This is a genomic window from Amycolatopsis sp. NPDC058278, from assembly GCF_042881395.1.
In the GTDB taxonomy this organism is placed as follows: Bacteria; Actinomycetota; Actinomycetes; order Mycobacteriales; family Pseudonocardiaceae; genus Amycolatopsis.
Map to the genome: position 1 here is coordinate 1 of NZ_JBHVXZ010000195.1, position 12,402 is coordinate 12,402.

General features: G+C 72.0%; 12 protein-coding genes. 8 read left to right on the forward strand and 4 right to left on the reverse strand.

The window, feature by feature from the left end; all coding sequences use genetic code 11:
* Positions 1–28: 28 nt before the first annotated feature.
* A complete protein-coding gene (locus ACFVYA_RS47295; protein WP_387054848.1) occupies positions 29–1,342 on the reverse strand; it encodes an alpha/beta hydrolase fold domain-containing protein in 1,314 nt (437 codons plus the stop codon).
* Between the two features lie 35 nt (positions 1,343–1,377).
* Positions 1,378–2,172, reverse strand: coding sequence for a hypothetical protein (locus tag ACFVYA_RS47300; protein WP_387054849.1), 795 nt, complete (start codon positions 2,170–2,172; stop codon positions 1,378–1,380).
* A 189-nt stretch (positions 2,173–2,361) separates the two neighbouring features.
* On the opposite strand from ACFVYA_RS47300, the gene ACFVYA_RS47305 reads away from it, so the two are divergent.
* The gene (locus ACFVYA_RS47305) at positions 2,362–3,087 is read left to right on the forward strand and encodes an alpha/beta fold hydrolase (RefSeq protein WP_387054851.1); all 726 of its coding nucleotides are present in this window, start codon (positions 2,362–2,364) and stop codon (positions 3,085–3,087) included.
* On the opposite strand, the gene ACFVYA_RS47310 is transcribed toward ACFVYA_RS47305, so the two are convergent.
* Positions 3,078–4,073 carry a hypothetical protein gene (locus ACFVYA_RS47310; RefSeq protein ID WP_387054853.1) on the reverse strand — a complete coding sequence of 332 codons (996 nt, stop codon included), beginning with the start codon at positions 4,071–4,073 and terminating at the stop codon, positions 3,078–3,080. The two genes, ACFVYA_RS47305 and ACFVYA_RS47310, sit on opposite strands and share 10 nt — an antisense overlap.
* Before the next feature lie 60 nt (positions 4,074–4,133).
* Between ACFVYA_RS47310 and ACFVYA_RS47315 the strand changes: the two genes are divergently transcribed.
* The 4 genes from ACFVYA_RS47315 to ACFVYA_RS47330 all read left to right on the forward strand — a co-directional run bounded on the left by ACFVYA_RS47315 (position 4,134) and on the right by ACFVYA_RS47330 (position 9,410).
* Positions 4,134–4,715, forward strand: coding sequence for a TetR/AcrR family transcriptional regulator (locus ACFVYA_RS47315; RefSeq protein WP_387054855.1), 582 nt, complete (start codon positions 4,134–4,136; stop codon positions 4,713–4,715).
* Entirely contained in the window at positions 4,712–5,686 is a 975-nt protein-coding gene (locus tag ACFVYA_RS47320; RefSeq protein WP_387054857.1) for a hypothetical protein, read from the forward strand. The genes ACFVYA_RS47315 and ACFVYA_RS47320 overlap by 4 nt, the downstream gene beginning before the upstream one ends.
* Positions 5,687–5,780: 94 nt before the next feature.
* Positions 5,781–8,924, forward strand: a complete 3,144-nt coding sequence (locus ACFVYA_RS47325) for a family 43 glycosylhydrolase (protein WP_387054859.1) — start codon at positions 5,781–5,783, stop codon at positions 8,922–8,924.
* A 141-nt stretch (positions 8,925–9,065) separates the two neighbouring features.
* Positions 9,066–9,410 carry a hypothetical protein gene (locus tag ACFVYA_RS47330; protein ID WP_387054861.1) on the forward strand — a complete coding sequence of 115 codons (345 nt, stop codon included), beginning with the start codon at positions 9,066–9,068 and terminating at the stop codon, positions 9,408–9,410.
* A gap of 186 nt (positions 9,411–9,596) precedes the next feature.
* Here the strand turns inward: ACFVYA_RS47330 and ribA are convergent, their stop codons facing one another.
* On the reverse strand, positions 9,597–10,211 hold the full coding sequence (gene ribA, locus ACFVYA_RS47335; protein ID WP_387054862.1) for a GTP cyclohydrolase II: 615 nt from the start codon (positions 10,209–10,211) through the stop codon (positions 9,597–9,599).
* 79 nt (positions 10,212–10,290) lie between these two features.
* Between ribA and ACFVYA_RS47340 the strand changes: the two genes are divergently transcribed.
* The 3 genes from ACFVYA_RS47340 to ACFVYA_RS47350 all read left to right on the forward strand — a co-directional run bounded on the left by ACFVYA_RS47340 (position 10,291) and on the right by ACFVYA_RS47350 (position 12,333).
* Positions 10,291–10,764 (forward strand): MarR family winged helix-turn-helix transcriptional regulator, encoded by a 474-nt coding sequence (locus tag ACFVYA_RS47340; RefSeq protein ID WP_387054864.1) that lies wholly within the window; start codon positions 10,291–10,293, stop codon positions 10,762–10,764.
* 101 nt (positions 10,765–10,865) lie between these two features.
* The gene (locus ACFVYA_RS47345; protein WP_387054866.1) at positions 10,866–11,456 is read left to right on the forward strand and encodes an RNA polymerase sigma factor; all 591 of its coding nucleotides are present in this window, start codon (positions 10,866–10,868) and stop codon (positions 11,454–11,456) included.
* Positions 11,449–12,333, forward strand: a complete 885-nt coding sequence (locus tag ACFVYA_RS47350; protein ID WP_387054868.1) for a CU044_5270 family protein — start codon at positions 11,449–11,451, stop codon at positions 12,331–12,333. The genes ACFVYA_RS47345 and ACFVYA_RS47350 overlap by 8 nt, the downstream gene beginning before the upstream one ends.
* Positions 12,334–12,402 lie beyond the last annotated feature (69 nt).

Here is a 12,402-nt window from a genome sequence, read left to right on the forward strand (position 1 = left end):
GGCCCTGGAGCGCGCTCCAGGGCAAGCCTCAATCCACGGCCGCGGCGAAGAAGTCCGCGACCGCGCGTTCCGAGACCGCGCCTTCGGTCACCGGAACGCCCGCCGCGCGCAGGCGGGCCGCGAACTCGGCCGATTTCCGGCCGCCGTTGCCGAGCAGGAACGGCGGTGCGCCCGGGCCGGCGTGGGTCAGCGGGCTCGCCGCGCGCAGCGCCGACGGCGAACGGCCCAGCGCCATGAGCACCGACGCGCGGGTGAGCGGATCCAGGCCGGCGAGGTCGAAGGCGGCCGGGGCCGACAGGGCCGCCACCGCGCGGACCGTGCTGTCCTGGCCGCCGTACTGGCCGGTGTCCTGACCACGCGCGACGCCGAGCAGCGACGCCAGGGTGCCGCCCGTGCCGGTACCCGCCACCGCGATCCGGGCCGGGTCGACGTCCAGCGCGGCCGCGTTGGCCTTGAGGAACCGGACCGCGCACCGGGCGTCGGCGAGCGGGGCCGGCCACGGCGCGGCGGGCGCCAGCCGGAAGTCGATCACGGCGACCGCGAACCCGCGGGCCGTCAGCTCGTCCCGCAGCGGCCCGAACCGGGAGCCGGCGAGCAGCGCCCCGGGGCCGGTGGGCTTGCGGTTGCCCAGGACCAGCCCGCCGCCGTGCAGGAGCAGCACCACCGGGGCCGGCGGGCCGCCCGCGGTCCGCCGGTGGACGTCCATCGCCAGCGGGATCCCGTCGGGGCGGCAGTATTCGACCGTGCCCGGGCCGGCGTCGAGCAACGTCGAAGCGGTGGGGCCGGTGCTGCTGTCGCCGGCGGCGACGGTGCCCGCCACGCCGGTCGCGAGCACCGCCACGAGCACCGGGAACAGCACCACCCAGGCCGTCGCCCGCCGCGCCGCGGACGGCCACGGGTGCGCCCGCCGCCGGGCCACGAAGAGGAACCCGAGCACCGCGATGACCTGCAGTCCCGCCGCCACGTAGTCGGTGAAGCCGGCGACCGTGTCGGCCGGCTGCCAGGGGTCGAACCGCGTCAGCAGCCCGAGCGGACGGCTGATCACCCACAGCACGAGCGCTCCGGCCGCCACGAGCGCGCCGAAGCGGGCCGTCTTGCGCGTCGGCCACCCGAGCACCGCGACGGCGGCGACGATCCCGATGGCGGCCACCGCGCCGAACAGCATCGCGTACAGCTGCCAGACCCGCCACAGCGCGGGCAGCGCGACCGCCGGGATCACCGCGCCGCCGAGAGCCGCGAACACGGCCGTGACCAGCAGCGGACCGCGCCGCAGCGCGGCCGGCGCGGCCGGCGGGGTCGTCGACGGGCGATACCCACCACGCTGCCCGTCGACGACCTTCATGCCGCCAGTGTCACCCTGGTCGCGCGAACGCGCACCTACTTGCGAGCCGCCGTGTAGTTCCGGAACAGCAGGTAGGTGTCGAGGATGTCGGACGACGCGCTCTCGACCGACCGGTAGATCCCCCACTTCGGCCGGACGTAGTCGCCCTGGTCGGGGAGGTTCACGTTCGACATCGAGCCCTGCGCGGCGACCGCCGCACCGGACCCGGTGCCGTTGCGGATGACGCACGCCGCCTTGCCCTTGGACCCCGGCGTGAAAGTCCACTCGATGGTGATCCACTTGTTCCGCAGCGGCGCCAGGTCGGTGACCGCGATGCTCGGCGAGCCCGAGTTGGCGTACGCGCGGGCGTTGAGCATCTCCTTGCCGCCGCTGCGGGTCAGGTCGAGCGTCACCCACGGGCCGCCGTTGGTCGACGGCGTCTTCGTCTGGAAGATGTGGGTGAACTTGCTGGTGCCGTGCAGGGACGCGGGAATGTACATCTCGTAGGAGAGGGTCCACGTCTCGCCGTTGTGCATCTTCAGCGTGGTGCCGTTCTGCACCATACCCTTCGACTCGGTGCGCTGGCGGTCGCCGCCGCCGGTCGTGTCGCGGTCGTCCTTCCAGATGTCGAAGCGGTAGTGGTCGCCTTCGACGACGACGTACTTGCGGTCGGGGTGGTGGTTGCCGCGGTCGGCCTCGATGCCTTCGAAGGCCTTCAGGCCGTCGGTGGCGGGGTCCGGGTGCCACAGCGGGGCCGCGTGGGCGGGGAGGGCCGTGCCCAGGATGAGGGGGACGGCGAGAGCCGAGACGGCGAGCGAGCGCAGGGCCGTCCGGCGGGGGAATGCGGGCATCGTCGGTGTGTCCTTCCTGACGAGCAGTTCGGCAGGGGTGCACATCGGCCGGCGGACGGGCCCGGAAACCGGGCTGGACATCCGATGTCTTGCGCTATGAAGCTAGAAGAGACAGCGCTTTCTGTCAACGCCACCCCGATTGCCGCGATGGTTGGCCAAGAATTCATCGGACTGCTGTAGGTTCGGGACATGGAGTACTTCCGCGCCCGCGACGGCCGGGAACTCGCCTGCCGCACCCTCGGGCACGGACGGCCGCTGGTGCTGTTCCACGGATTCACCGGTTCGGGACGCGATTGGCTCGGCCCGGCGGCGGTGCTCGCCGAGCACGGGCACCGGGTGATCCTCCCGGACCTGCGCGGCCACGGGGCGAGCGCCGCCCCGCACGACCCCACGGCGTACCCGCCGGACGTCCTGGCCGACGACGGGTTCGCGCTGCTCGACCACCTCAGCCTCGACGACTACGACCTGGGCGGCTATTCGTACGGCGGCCGGATCGTGCTGCGTCTGCTGGCCCGCGGTGCCCGCCCGGGCCGCGCGGTCGTGGCCGGGCAAGGCCTCGACGCCGTACGGAAAGCGACGTCCCGGACCGGCACCTACCACGCCGTCCTGACCGCGTTGATCGACGGCGAACCCGTGGCGCCCGGGTCGCCGGCCCACTGGATCCGGCAGGGCGGCGGCGATCCGGTGGCGCTGCGGCACGTCCTCGGCACCCACGTGCCGACGACGGACCTGGACCGGATCACCACACCCACCCTGGTCGTCGTCGGTGACGAGGACGACGGCCACGCCTCGGCCGACGCCCTCGCCGCGACCCTGCCGAACGGCCGGTTCGCCCGGGTGCCGGGGAACCACTTCACGGCGATGACCGGCCCGGAACTGACAACGGCGATGGTGGAGTTCCTGGCTCAGGCGTAGCAATCGGCCAGTGCGCCGAACGCCGCCTTCGGTTCCCAGGGCACGTCCGGGTACGTCTCGCCGGTCCCGTTCTCCAGCACCTTCACCACGCCCCAGCTCGCCATGTCCAGGTCGGTCCGGGGATCGGCCCGGTGCACCAGCCCGTAGCACACGAACGTGCAGGCGAACGCCGCGTCGACGCCCTCCGCCGCGAAGATGTCCACCAGTTCGCGCAGGTACCGAGCCTGCTCCTGTTCGTCCCGGACGTAGTCGCCCTTCAGCCGGACCGGGACCTCGCCTTCGTACTCGAGGATTTCGCCGCAGCGGGCCCCCAGGTCGGCCGCACCCCGGTACGGCGTCACGCCGAACTCCGTGATCGCCACCGGCTTGCCCGCCGCGACCAGGCTCCGGACGCCCTCGCGGTAGAGGTGCTCGACCTCCTTCGAGCGGTGCGCGTCCACCGAGACGATGTCGAACGGCGCCCAATCGACGCGCTCCAGGGGAATCGCCGCGTAGGTGACGCGGCCGCCGAACCGGGCCCGGACCACCTCCACCGCGCGGGCGAGGAACGCGTTGATCCGGTCCGGCAGCCCGGCGAGGAGTTCCCGCGAGGCCAGCACGTTTTCCAGCCGCTCGGTGAGGCTGTCGCCCGGCAGGAAGCCGTGGCAGAACAGGCTCAGCTCGGCGCCGGTGACGAACACGATCCCGGCGCCCGCCTCGCGGAGGCGTTCGGCCCGGCCCGCGCCATCGGCGAAGAGAGCCAGGATCTCGTCCGGCGTGCGGTCCCACGGGAACGGGGAAAACCACACCTCCAGTCCCAGCGCGGCCGCCTCGCGGGCGGCGAACTCGATCCGGTCCAGGTCGGTGCCGATCAGCCGCACCGCGGTGCAGTGCAGGTCGTCACGGATGATCGCCAGCTCCCGCCGCACGAGGTCCGGCTCGAACGGCCGGTTGAACCGCCCGGCACGCTCGAAGCCGGTGTCGTAGCCGATCCCCTTGGCCCGCATGGTCACTCCCGTCGTTAGGGTACGGAGCGTACCGTACCCTAATAGGCTAAGCTGACGCTCGTGGCCGCACCGAAGACCCGGCGCCGGGGTACCGAACTGGAAGAGGCGATCCTGCGCGCGGCGGCGGCCGAACTCGCCGAAGCCGGCTACCCCGGCTTGACCATGGAAGGCGTCGCCCAGCGCGCCGGCACCAACAAGAACACGATCTACCGCCGCTGGCCGAACCGCGCCGCGCTCGGCGTCGCCGCCTACCGCCACCTGGCCGAGGACACGCTCAAGCCGCCCGACACCGGACACCTCCGCGAAGACGCGCTGACCCTGTTGCGGGCGATCAACTGCGGCCAGACCTCGCCGGCCGCACGGGTCCTCCGCAGCCTCCTCACCGGCGTGGGCGACGAACCGGAACTCCGCGAGCAGCTGCACGAACAGGCCGCCGAAGGGGGCGCCGCCGCCTGGCTCACCGTCGCCGGCCGGGCGGTGGCCCGGGGCGAGGCCCGGCCGGGCGCACTGCACCCGCGCGTCGCCACCGTGGCCCTCGTCCTGCTGCGCAACGAATACCTCACCCGTGGACTGACCACAGTGGACGACGACGTCCTCGTCGAGATCGTCGACGAGGTCTACCTGCCGCTGGTGCGCGCATGACGCCCCGGCTCGCTCGCCACGAGAAGATCGCCGCCGCCCTGGCGGACGCCGGCGACGAGCTCCTGGCCACGGCCCGCCCGCTCGGCACCGGCATCGGCGGGTCGTCCTGGCTGCTGCGGGTCGCCGGCGAACCCGTGTTCGTCAAGCGGGTCCCGCTCACCGACGTCGAGCTGGCGAACCCCCGCTCGACGGCCGACCTCTACGGGCTTCCGCCGTGGTCGCACTACGGGGTCGGTTCGGCGGGCGGCGGCGCCTGGCGCGAGCTGGAAGCGCACCTCATGACGACCGCGTGGGTCCGTGGCGGCGAGTGCGGGAACTTCCCGCTCCTGCACCATTGGCGGGTCGCGCCCGGCCTGCCCCGGCCGCGCGCCGACATCGAGGCCGACGTCGCGTTCTGGCACGGCGACGCCGGTGTGCGGCGGCGGCTGGAAGCGCTGGCCGGAGCCACCACCGACCTCGTGCTGTTCCTCGAGCACCTGCCGCACGACCTCGCCGGCTGGCCGGGCGACGACCTGCCGCTCGAGGAAGAGCTGCGGCACATCACCGGATTCCTGGCCGCGCGGGGTGTCCAGCACTTCGATGCGCACTTCGCGAACATCGTCACCGACGGCGAACGGCTCTACCTCACCGATTTCGGCCTGACGGTGGCCCCGGGGTTCGACCTCTCGGACGCCGAGGCGGAGTTCCTCGCCGAGCACGCCGACCACGACCGGGCCTACGTGCTGACCCACCTGGTCAACCGGTTCGTCCGCGGCTTGCGCGCGTGGCCGGATGCCCGCGCCCGCAACGACTTCGTCCGTGCGTGCGCCGCCGGAGACGTGCCGCACCAGGCACCACTGCTCCGGCGGTACGCCCCGCTCGCCGCCGTCGTCAACGACTTCTACTTCGCGCTCCACACCGAGAGCCGCCGGACGCCGTATCCGCGGGACGAGATCGCCGAGCAGCTGGCTCGCCATCCTTCCGGCTCTTGACCACCGGACGACACCGACCTAGAGTCAGCGTACCCCGGAGCATGTTAACGTTAACATGCGCTGGCCCCGACGTGCCCCGAAGGAACCGACAACGATGAAGTTGTTCTCCCCGCGCCGTTTCGGCGTCGTGCTGGCCGTCGCGGCCGCACTCGTCCCCCTCGGCAGCGCCGGCGCCGGTGCGGCGCCGTCCACCGACACCGGTACCGGTCTCCGCGCCGCCGCGAGCACGCTTTCCGTGCCCGACATCGACGACGTCCGCGGCAATCTCACGCTGCCGGCGAGCGGCCCGGACGGCACGAGCGTCACCTGGACGTCGTCCGCGCCGTCGGTGATCACCCCGACCGGTGAGGTCACCCGGCCGGCCACCGGCGCGGCTCCCGCGAAGGTCGTCCTGACCGCGAAGGTCAGCCAGGGCCGGGAAAGCACCACGCGGCGGTTCACCGCCACCGTGGTCCCCAAGCCGGCCCCGCAACCCCTGGCGGGCTACAGCTTCTTCTACTTCACCGGTGAAGGCACCTCCAACGGCGAGCAGATCTATTCGGCCCTCAGCCGCGGCAACGACCCGCTGAACTGGACCGAGCTCAACAACGGCCAGCCGGTGCTCAAGTCGAGCCTCGGCGAGCTGGGCGTGCGCGACCCCTTCATCCTGCGCTCCCCCGACGGCGACAAGTTCTACCTGCTCGCCACCGACCTGCGGATCTACGCCGGCCGCGGCTGGGACGCCGCCCAGCGCACCGGCAGCCGGTCGATCATGGTCTGGGAGTCGACCGACCTGGCGCACTGGTCGCGCCAGCGCAGCGTCCAGGTGTCCCCGCCGACCGCGGGCAACACGTGGGCCCCGGAGGCGTTCTGGGACGCCAAGCGCGGCACGTACGTCGTCTACTGGGCGTCGAAGCTGTACGCGGAGAACGACCCGAACCACCTCGGTGACAGCTACAACCGGATGATGTACGCGACCACGCGCGACTTCCACACCTTCAGCGCGCCGCAGGTGTGGATCGACCCGGGCTACTCGGTGATCGACTCGACGGTCATCAAGAACCAGGACACCTACTACCGGTTCACCAAGGACGAGCGCAACAACACCTCGTCCACGCCGTGCAGCAAGTTCATCACCGAGGAGAAGGCCACCGACCTGCTCGACCCGCACTACGGCTTCGTCGCCGACTGCATCGGCAAGGCCACGGCGACCAGCCCCGGCCTGTCCGCGGGTGAGGGTCCGACCGGGTTCAAGTCCAACACCGAGAACAAGTGGTACCTGTTCATCGACGAGTTCGGCGGCCGCGGCTACGTCCCGTTCGAGACCACCGACCTGAACTCGGGCAAGTGGACGATGTCGGCCGGCGCGCACCTGCCCGCCTCGCCGCGGCACGGCACCGTCCTGCCGGTCACCCAGGCCGAGATGAACCGGCTCAGCCTGCCCCCGGCACCGGTGCAGGCCGACGCGAAGGGCCTGGTCGCGCACTGGCCGCTCGACGCCAGGTCGGGCACGGTCGCGACCGACACCACCGGGCACGGGTACGACGGCGCCCTCGCCGGTGACGTCTCCTGGGCCGGCGGCGCGCTGGCCTTCGGCGGCAAGAACGGGCACGTCCAGCTGCCGAACAACCTGCTCACCGGCACCGCGGCGGCGACCGTGTCGGCCGACGTCCTGGTCGATCCGAACCAGCAGACGCCGTACTTCCTGTGGGGCCTGGGCAACACGGCGAAGGACGGCACCGGCAACGGCTACCTCTTCACCACCGGCGGCACCGCGAGCGGCGGCTTCCGCGGCGCCATCGCGACCGGCAACTGGACCACCGAGCAGGCGGCGGACGCCGGCGGCGGGCTGCCGCGCGGGGTGTGGAAGAACGTGACGCTCACCGTCGGCAACGGCGTCGAGGTGCTCTACCTGGACGGCGTCGAGGTGGGCCGCAACGCGAACGCCACCATCAAGCCGTCGGACCTCGGCGGCGGCGTCACGGCGGCGAACTACCTCGGCCGCTCGGTGTACGCGGGCGACAAGACCTTCACCGGCAAGATGAAGGACGTGCGGCTCTACAACCGGGCGCTGTCCGGGCTCGACGTCGCCGCGCTCCCGTCGAACAGCACCGCGATCCGCTCGGTGCAGCTCGACGCCCTCAAGACGCCCGCGGTCATCGACTCCGGCGCCGGGACGGTCGTGCTGCCGGTCAAGCCGGGCACCGACCTGCGCCGGCTCGCGCCGAAGTTCGGCCTGGCGCCGGGCGCGTCCATCAAGCCGGACAACGGGAAGCCGGTGAACCTCAGCTCGCCGAAGCAGTTCACGGTGACCGGCGCCGGCGGCGACCGTCGCGTGTGGACGGTCGAGGCACACGAGGTGCGCAGCCCGGTCCTGCCGGGGTACAACGCCGACCCGAACATCGTCGCGTTCGGCGACACCTACTACCTGTACCCGACCACCGACGGGTTCGACGGCTGGAGCGGGACGAAGTTCTCGGCATGGTCGTCGAAGAACCTCGTCGACTGGAAGGACGAGGGCGTCATCCTCGACCTGGGCAAGGACGTCAGCTGGGCCGACAAGAACGCCTGGGCGCCGACGATCGCGAAGCACAACGGGAAGTACTACTTCTACTTCTGCGCCGAGGCCAAGATCGGCGTCGCGGTGAGCGACTCCCCGACCGGCCCGTTCGTCGACTCCGGCAAGCCGCTGATCGCGAAGAACCCCGACGGCGGCCAGGCGATCGACCCGGCCGTGTTCCTCGACCACACCGGAAAGCCGTACCTGTACTGGGGCAACGGCAACGCCTACGTCGTCCCGCTGAACGACGACATGGTGTCCTACGACCCGGCGAAGATCACCCGGCTGGACGGCCTGACCGACTTCCGCGAGGGCCTGTTCATGGTGGAGCGGAAGGGCACGTACTACCTCAGCTGGTCCATCGACGACACCCGCAGCCCCGACTACCGCGTCGGCTACGCCACGGCCCCCGGCCCCACCGGGCCGTTCACCAACCGCGGCCTGCTCCTGAGCAAGGACGCCCACCTGGGTGTCCTCGGCACCGGGCACAGCTCGATGCTGCAGGTCCCGGGCACCGACGACTGGTACCTGGCGTACCACCGCTTCGGTATTCCGGGCGGCGACGGCACCCACCGCGAGACGACGATCGACAAGCTGACGTTCCGCCGCGACGGCACGATCGCCCCGGTCGTCCCGACGCTGGAGAGCGTGCGGCCGCAGCGCATCCCGTGGCACTGCGGGGCCGTCCGGGCGAGCTGACTCCGGGTGGGCCGCCCGGGCGGGTGGCCCACCCGATGCGGTGAGACGGAGATCACGAACGAGGGCGTTTACCCCGGCATGGCCGGGGTAAACCTCCGCCGTTCGGGTTGCTTCAGCTGCTTCCGCCTCAGGAGTCGTTTGATGACCAGCGTCTTGACCGACAACCTCGGGAACTCGCGTCCGGTCCCCCGGCCGCGCCCGCGTCCGGTCACGTCCGACACGCTCGCGGAGCTCGCCCGCCTCGCCGCGCTGGCCGAGCTCGCCCGGCGCTCCTCGCCGTCCCTGATGCACCACGCGATCCTCGCCGGCACGTCCCCCGCCACGGTGGCGGCGGCCGCGAAGGTCGACGTCGCCGAAGCGCACATCCGCTGGCACGAATGGGCCGACACGGCGGTCGGCCGCGACGACTACCTCCGCGTGCACACCGCCTTCGCCGAAGCCGTCGTCGCCCGCCACGACGCCCTGGAGGAGGACCTGTGCCCGTGACGACCGAGGAGACGACCCTCGCCGACCTGGCCGCGCTCGGCGACGCGGCCACCGAGCTGCTGGCCGAGATCACCGAGCAGCTGGCGACCGTGGCTTCACGGCGCTGACCCGCGCCAGGCGCCTCGGCCGGCGTACGTGGATGGACGACACGCGTACCCGGGCGGACGACACGGCAGCCGAGCTGCCTCAGCCGGCCAGTTCGGGCAGGGCCAGGGTGTGGTTCGTGTGCCGGACCTTGGCGTCGAGGTACCGCAGGTTGTCCGGGGTGGCGTGCACGCCGGTGGGGACCGTCCCGGCGACCGTGACGCCCCGCTCGCGCAGCTGCCGGACCTTGTCGGGGTTGTTGGTGAGCAGGTCCACCTCGGTGCGGCCCAGCGCGGCGAGCATCTGGGCCGCCGCGGTGTAGTCGCGGGCGTCCTCGGGCAGGCCCAGCGCGGTGTTCGCCTGGTAGGTGTCGAGCCCGGCGTCCTGCAGGGCGTAGGCGTCCAGCTTGGCGTAAAGGCCGATGCCCCGGCCCTCCTGACGCAGGTAGAGCAGGACGCCACCGGCCGCGTCGATCCGTTCCACCGCCTCGCGCAGCTGCGGCCCGCAGTCGCAGCGGGCGGAACCGAAGACATCGCCGGTCAGGCACTCCGAGTGCAGCCGCACCAGCGGCCGGACCGGGTCGCCGAACACCAGGGCGAGGTGCTCGGCGCCGTCCGCCAAGCCGTCGAAGGTGACGACGTCGGCCGAAGCGGAGAAGCCGTCGGCGAAGCGCAGCGGGACCCGTACCCGGGTGCGGACGGTGGCGGCGGGGATCATGGCGACTCCGTTCAAATTTGAACCTTGATCCCGACCGTACCCCTTGAGTTCGAATTTGAACAACAGGTACCGTTGTGACATGGGTCGTCCACGGTGGCTGAACGTCGAGGAGAAGCGCGCCTGGAACGCGTTCCTCGGCACCTACGAGCTGCTCAACCGGCGGCTGGACCAGCAGCTCAAGCAGGACTCCGGGATTTCCCACCTCCAGTACGTGATCCTCGCGCGGCTCAGCGCGGCCCCGGACCGCGAGCTGCGGATGGCGGAGCTCGCCTGCGCGGTGTCGAACTCCAAGAGCGGGCTCACCTACCAGATCGGCCAGCTGGAGCGGGCCGGCCTGGTCCGCCGCCGCGCGTGCGAGAGCGATCCCCGCGCCGTCTACGCCGTGCTCACCGACGAAGGCGTGGCCCTGCTGGAGCGGGCCGCGCCCGGGCACGTCGCCCTGGTCCGCGAGCTGCTGATCGACGTCCTCACGCCGGACCAGCTGCGCGCCATGGCCGACGGCTTGGGTGAGGCGAACCGCCGCATGCTCGCGGTCGGAGACGACTGCTCTTGAGTGACCTGCATCACCTTCTTCGCTGATCCGCACTGATTCCGGAACCCGCCGCGCGCCGCCTGAGAACAGCTCATGACACTGGCTGGATCGAAAGGCGGGCGATGACCCCGGAAGACACCGATTCCGATGACGACGCGAGCGTGATCGCGCGGTCGCGGCACGAGCCGAGCCTGTTCGCGGTCATCTTCGACCGCCACTCGCGGCACATCCACCGCTACGTGGCCCGGCGCCTCGGCCCGGCGACCGCCGACGACGTCCTGGCGGACACGTTCCTGATCGCCTTCGACAAGCGGGCGAAGTTCGATCCGGCCCGGTCCGACGCCCGGCCGTGGCTCTACGGCATCGCCACGAACCTCATTTCGCGGCAGCGCCGGACGGAAGTGCGCGAGCTGCGGCTGCGGCTGGCCGTCGGACCGCCGGGCGCCGACGAAGGGCACGCCGACCGGGTCGCCGACCGGGTCACCGCGCAGGCCCTCGGCGCGCGGCTCGACCGGGCCCTGGCCGCCCTGCGCCCCCGCGAGCGGGACGTTCTGCTGCTCGTCGCCGCGGAAGGCCTGGCCTACCAGGAAGTCGCCGAAGCACTCGACATTCCCGTCGGCACCGTCAAATCCCGGCTCAACCGGGCTCGCGGCCGCGTCCGCGCCGAGCTCGGCGCTTTCGACCTCGTGAAGGAGACCTCGGGTCATGGATGAACTGGACCTGATCCGCAACCGTGCGGAAACCGTCGGCTTCGCGCCGCCGGAGCACCTCGCCCCGGCCCGCGAGCGGCTGCTGGCCGCCGCGCGCGGCGAGCGGCGGCACCGGTCGCGTCGCTGGTTCTGGCTCGCCGGCGCCTCGGTCGGCCTGGCCGCGGCGATCACCGCCGTCGTCGCACTGGCCCCCGCCGACCAGGTCGGCGTCGGGGTCGGGCCCGCCGTGGCGCACGCCGACCCGGTCAAGGTGCTGACCGAAGCGGCGAGCACCGCCCTGAAAGCGCCGGGCAAGCCGCCGCGCCCCGACCAGTTCCTGTACGTGAAGACCCAATACGCCATTCCCCCCAACCGCGAGGTCTGGCTTTCGGTCGACGGCACCCGCGACAGCCTGATCGGCAGCATCAAGGAAGGTGGCTGCCGCAACGGCAAGGCGCCGATGTACGGCACGAACGACCCGCGAGCGGAAGGGAGGCTCCAGGACTGCACACCCAAGTCGGTCTACCGGACGGATCTGCCGACGACGGCCGACGCGATGCTGGCCTACCTCTATGAAAAGGAGGCCGACCGCGAAGGCCGGGCCACCTACATCGGCAAGGCCGTCTACACCCTCGCCAGCGAGCAGGTCCTCCAGCCGGCGTCCTACGCGGCGCTGTTCGAGGCGGCGGCGAGGGTGCCGGGCCTGACGGCCCTGGACCACGTCACCGACGGTGCCGGCCGCCCCGGCGTCGGGATCAAGTTCCCGGTGTCCCCGGGCTCCTCATCGAAGGCGCAGCCGATCGTGCTGGTCTTCGACGCCACCACGTACCAGTTCCTGGGCACGACCGACAGCGCGGAGACGGTGAAGGCCTACGTCGACGAGGTGGGGCAGCGCCCCTGACGGCCCGGCTCGCCGGGACCCGCACCGGGTCCCGGCGAGCCGGCCCTTAAGACCGTGCGCCGTAACGGC

Bases quoted from the DNA above. Each gene is read 5' to 3' on its own strand.
- ACFVYA_RS47350 (WP_387054868.1), top strand. From the start codon at position 11,449: ATGGATGAACTGGACCTGATCCGCAACCGTGCGGAAACCGTCGGCTTC.
- ACFVYA_RS47305 (WP_387054851.1), top strand. From the start codon at position 2,362: ATGGAGTACTTCCGCGCCCGCGACGGCCGGGAACTCGCCTGCCGCACC.
- ribA (WP_387054862.1), bottom strand. From the start codon at position 10,211: ATGATCCCCGCCGCCACCGTCCGCACCCGGGTACGGGTCCCGCTGCGC.
- ACFVYA_RS47345 (WP_387054866.1), top strand. From the start codon at position 10,866: ATGACCCCGGAAGACACCGATTCCGATGACGACGCGAGCGTGATCGCG.
- ACFVYA_RS47340 (WP_387054864.1), top strand. From the start codon at position 10,291: ATGGGTCGTCCACGGTGGCTGAACGTCGAGGAGAAGCGCGCCTGGAAC.
- ACFVYA_RS47295 (WP_387054848.1), bottom strand. From the start codon at position 1,342: ATGAAGGTCGTCGACGGGCAGCGTGGTGGGTATCGCCCGTCGACGACC.
- ACFVYA_RS47300 (WP_387054849.1), bottom strand. From the start codon at position 2,172: ATGCCCGCATTCCCCCGCCGGACGGCCCTGCGCTCGCTCGCCGTCTCG.
- ACFVYA_RS47310 (WP_387054853.1), bottom strand. From the start codon at position 4,073: ATGCGGGCCAAGGGGATCGGCTACGACACCGGCTTCGAGCGTGCCGGG.
- ACFVYA_RS47320 (WP_387054857.1), top strand. From the start codon at position 4,712: ATGACGCCCCGGCTCGCTCGCCACGAGAAGATCGCCGCCGCCCTGGCG.
- ACFVYA_RS47330 (WP_387054861.1), top strand. From the start codon at position 9,066: ATGACCAGCGTCTTGACCGACAACCTCGGGAACTCGCGTCCGGTCCCC.
- ACFVYA_RS47325 (WP_387054859.1), top strand. From the start codon at position 5,781: ATGAAGTTGTTCTCCCCGCGCCGTTTCGGCGTCGTGCTGGCCGTCGCG.